Origin of the sequence: Zobellella denitrificans (genome assembly GCF_002237365.1) — a bacterium.
Lineage (GTDB): Bacteria > Pseudomonadota > Gammaproteobacteria > Enterobacterales > Aeromonadaceae > Oceanimonas > Oceanimonas denitrificans.
Map to the genome: position 1 here is coordinate 1 of NZ_NMUO01000160.1, position 3700 is coordinate 3700.

Below are 3700 nucleotides of genomic sequence, written 5' to 3' on the forward strand. Positions count from 1 at the left end.
GCTCAGGCCCCCGCCCACCCGTGGCTCGCGCCCGCCGCCATAGCCGTGGCCCGGTGCCTGGAAGGACACCGGCTCCCGTACCGGCAGTGCGGCCGGCTCGTAGTCCGGGGATGGCTCTTCGGCCTGCGGAACCACACGGGCCAGGGGCTGCTCCAGCGCCTGGGCCAGCACCTGGTAGATAAAGTCGTGCACCAGCCGGGCCTGGTGGAAGCGCACCTCGTGCTTGGCCGGATGCACGTTCACGTCCACTTCGCGCGCATCCAGCTCCAGGTAGAGCACGAAGGCGCCATGGCCGTCGGCGGGCAGGCGATCCCCGTAGGCCTGGCGCACCGCATGGTTGAGCAGCTTGTCGCGCATCATGCGGCCGTTGACGTAGGTATATTGCAGATCCGGCTGGGCCCGGGCCGCCTCCGGCGGCGCCAGCCAGCCCCACAGCCGCAGCCCGTGGTGTTCGCTGTCGAGGCGCAGTGCCGAGGCGATAAAGGCCGGGCCGCACACCGCCGCCAGCCGCTTGTCCTGCTGGGATGGCAGGGTACCGGCCCGGTACTGGCGCACCGGCTTGCCGTTGTGGCGCAGGCTCAGGTTGAGGTCGAAGCGGCTCAGCGCGATGCGCCGGATCACTTCGTCGATATGGCCGAATTCGGTCTTCTCGGTGCGCAGGAACTTGCGCCGGGCCGGGGTATTGAAGAACAGATCGCTCACCTCCACGGTCGTGCCGACGGGGTGGGAGGCCGGCTGGATCTTCACCTCCATGTCCCGCCCTTCCGTCATCGCCTGCCAGGCCTCGGCCTGTTCTGCCGGCCTGGAGGTGAGCACCAGGCGGGACACCGAACTGATGGAAGCCAACGCCTCGCCCCTGAACCCCAGGCTCAGGATCTGCTCCAGATCCTCCAGGGTGCTGACCTTGGAGGTGGCATGGCGGGACAGGGCCAGGGTCAATTCCTCGCGGGCGATGCCGCCACCGTTGTCGCGGATGCGGATAAGCTTGGTGCCGCCCTTGTCGATGTCGATCTCGATACGGGTGGCACCGGCATCCAGGCTGTTCTCCACCAGTTCCTTGACCACGGAGGCGGGCCGCTCCACCACTTCACCGGCGGCAATCTGGTTGGCCAGCCGGGCCGGCAAGATCCGGATAGGCATCTCAGCTCCCCGGGATGTCCAGCACCTGGCCGATACGGACCACGTCGGACTGCAGCTGGTTATGCCCCTTCAGGCGGCTGACGCTGACGCCGTAGCGCTGGGCGATGAGCGACAGGCTCTCCCCGGAGCGAACCGTATGCTGGCGCGTGCCCCCCTGGGTCGGCTGACTGGCCATCATGGTGCCGCTGGGCGGGTTCTGCCGGTAATAGGACTTCACCCCGTTGAATACCGCCAGGGCCACCTTCTGCTGATGTTCGGCGGTGATCAGCAACTGCTCCTCCTGGGGATTGGAGATAAAGCCCGCCTCGATCAGGATGGAGGGGATGTCCGGCGACTTGAGCACCGCCAGGCTGGCGTGCTCGGGCTTGCTCTTGTGCAGCCGCACCACCTTGCCCATGGCGGAGAGGATATGCTCGCTGATGGCGTAGCTGTCGGCCCGCGACTTGTCCATCGACAGGTCGAGGAAGGTACGGGTCAGGTAGGGATTGCCGTCGGTCTGGGAGATCACCTCTCCGACCCCACCAAGCAGCTCCGATTGGCGCTCTTGCTTCTCCAGCCAGCTGGCCATTTCCCGGTTGGCCCGGTTGGAGGACAGCACCCACACCGACGCGCCGCGCGGGCCCTGGTTGGCGACGCTGTCGGCATGGATGGACAGCAGCAGGTCTGCCCGGGCCTTGCGGGCGATTTCGGAACGCTGGTTGAGGTTGACGAAATAGTCGCCGGTACGAGTCAGTACCGCCCGCATGCCCGGCTCCTTGTTGATAAGCTCGGCCAGGCGGCGGGAAATCGCCAGGGTAATGTGCTTCTCCCTGTTCTTGCGCGGCCCGATGGCGCCCGGATCCTCCCCGCCGTGGCCGGGGTCGATGGCCACCACTATCTCCTTCTGCCCCACCGGCGTCGCCTGGCGTGCCACCGGCTGGGGTGCCCGGCTCTGATCCTGGTAGGGTAAATCGATCACCAGCCGGTGACCGTATTCACCGGCCGGGGTCAGGGGAAAGAGGCTGGGCTTGACCCCGCTCTTGAGTTCGAACACCAGCCGATAGCTGCCGGGAGAAGGCGGCTTGCTGTCGCGGATGCGGGTGATCAGTTCGCTGTTATTGGTGATGCTGGCGAAGTTGACCCTGTTCTGGGTCTGGCGCAGATCCACCACCAGCCGGTGGGGGTCGTTGAGCATAAAGTAGTCGTAGGCAGGCGCCGAGCCCATGTCCAGCACGATGCGGGTGTTGTCCGGTGAAGGCCAGATACGGATGCTCTCCAGCTGATTGGACCAGGCCGAAACACTGAACAGCAGACAGAACACAACGAATATCGACTTCACGCTTGTATTTTCTCCAGCAACGCCACGCCCGCCGCCGAGCAGGCCTCCACCAACGCCTTACGCTGCATGCCCTGGTAACTGAGGGTGATCTCCAGATCCGGCGACGGCAGCATGCCGAGGCCACGCTCCGGCCACTCCACCAGACATAAGCTGTCATCAGTAAAATAATCGCGAATGCCCATATATTCCAATTCTTCCGGATCCGCCAGGCGGTAAAGATCGAAATGATAAACCTGCCAGGGTGGCAGCTGATAAGGCTCGACCAGGGTATAGGTCGGGCTTTTCACCTTGCCCTCATGGCCCAGGGCCCTGATAAAACCGCGGCTGAGGGTGGTCTTGCCCGCCCCCAGCTCACCGTGCAGGAAGATCACCGCCGGACCGCCGCAGGCCTGCGCCAGTTTTTCCCCCAGGGCCAGGGTTTCGCCCTCATCGGCCAGCAACCGGGTCCACGTCTTGATTGTCATGTTCATCTTTTTGATTGATAAGGGTTCTTAGTGGAGATAACAAATCCGATGCCAGAAGACCGAGCATGCCGCCGGCTCCGGCCGCCTTGTCGCCCGCCAGGGCGTGCAGGGGTACCGCCAGGGTCGCCGCCCGGACAGGAGCCAGCCCCTGGGCCATAAAGGCGCCGATTATACCAGATAACAGGTCGCCCATACCCCCCGAGGCCATGCCGGGGTTGCCATAATGACACAAACTGACCCGCCGCTCATCCGCGATCAGGCTGCCGGCCCCCTTGAGCACCGCCACACCGCCGTATTGGCGCTGGATGGCACGCACCGCCGCCAGCCGATCCGCTTCCACCTCCGCCACCGAACAACCGAGCAGCATGGCCGCCTCGCCCGGGTGGGGCGTCAGCACCCAGGGCCGCTCGGCGGGCAGTACCGCCTGGCGGCGGGACAGCCAGTAGAGGCCGTCGGCGTCGATCACCACGGGGCCCTGGAAGGACAACGCCGCCTCGAACAGCGCCTGGGCCCAGGGGTCCCGGCCCAGCCCCGGCCCCAGCACCAGGGCCTGGGGCCACTGCCAGCCGTCAAACCCTGGAAAGCTCGCCGTCATCAGCTCGGGCCGGCTCAGATTAAGCCAGGACGCATGGGACGGATGGCTGAGCAGCCGTACCAGGCCGGTGCCGAGGCGCAGCGCCGCCTCCCCGGCCAGCCTGACGGCGCCGCTCATGCCCTCATTGCCCCCGGCGATCAGCAAGCGGCCGGCCTCTGCGCCGACACCGGCCGACTGCTGGGG

Annotated in this window: 4 protein-coding genes; all 4 read right to left on the bottom strand. The window is 66.1% G+C overall.

All coding sequences use genetic code 11. From position 1 onward, the window contains the following. Positions 1 to 1140, bottom strand: a 1140-nt coding sequence (mutL, locus tag CGX12_RS18915; RefSeq protein ID WP_142995713.1) for a DNA mismatch repair endonuclease MutL, incomplete at its 3' end; no start/stop codon positions are given. Between the two features lies 1 nt (position 1141). Next, the gene (locus tag CGX12_RS18920) at positions 1142 to 2458 is read right to left on the bottom strand and encodes an N-acetylmuramoyl-L-alanine amidase (protein ID WP_094041424.1); all 1317 of its coding nucleotides are present in this window, start codon (positions 2456 to 2458) and stop codon (positions 1142 to 1144) included. Continuing rightward, positions 2455 to 2922: a tRNA (adenosine(37)-N6)-threonylcarbamoyltransferase complex ATPase subunit type 1 TsaE gene (gene tsaE / locus CGX12_RS18925; RefSeq protein WP_094041425.1), complete on the bottom strand. Its 468-nt coding sequence runs from the start codon at positions 2920 to 2922 to the stop codon at positions 2455 to 2457. Before tsaE ends, CGX12_RS18920 begins: the two co-directional genes overlap by 4 nt. Then, positions 2885 to 3700 (bottom strand): NAD(P)H-hydrate dehydratase (locus CGX12_RS18930; RefSeq protein WP_094041426.1); only part of this gene is annotated, 816 nt, incomplete at its 5' end. The genes CGX12_RS18930 and tsaE, both read right to left, overlap by 38 nt.

Excerpts from the sequence above, each read along its gene's own strand:
- tsaE (WP_094041425.1), bottom strand. The coding sequence starts at position 2,922 with ATGACAATCAAGACGTGGACCCGGTTGCTGGCCGATGAGGGCGAAACC.